The following is a 238-nucleotide window of genomic DNA, read 5'->3' as shown; positions in this document are numbered from 1 at the left end:
GCCGGCGACCATCGTGCCGCCCAAGGGCCCGCCGAATGTGCTGCTGATCATCACCGATGACGCTGGCTACGGGGTATCCAGCACCTTTGGCGGGGTGATTCCAACGCCCGCCATGGATCGCATCGCGGCCAACGGCCTGCGCTACACCCAATTCAACTCCACCGCGCTGTGCTCACCGACCTGCGCTGCACTCATTACCGGACGTAACCACCACTCGGTCGGTTTCGGGACTGTTTCC

1 protein-coding gene is annotated in these 238 nt (G+C 63.9%); it reads left to right on the top strand.

Going from position 1 to position 238, the window contains the following annotated elements; genetic code table 11:
• Nucleotides 1–238 (top strand): sulfatase-like hydrolase/transferase (locus SB772_RS45315; protein ID WP_410839191.1); only part of this gene is annotated, 238 nt, incomplete at both ends.

The sequence above is a fragment of the Paraburkholderia sp. SIMBA_030 genome (assembly GCF_046535245.1).
In the GTDB taxonomy this organism is placed as follows: Bacteria; Pseudomonadota; Gammaproteobacteria; order Burkholderiales; family Burkholderiaceae; genus Paraburkholderia.
This window is presented reverse-complemented; position numbering and strand designations above follow the sequence as displayed.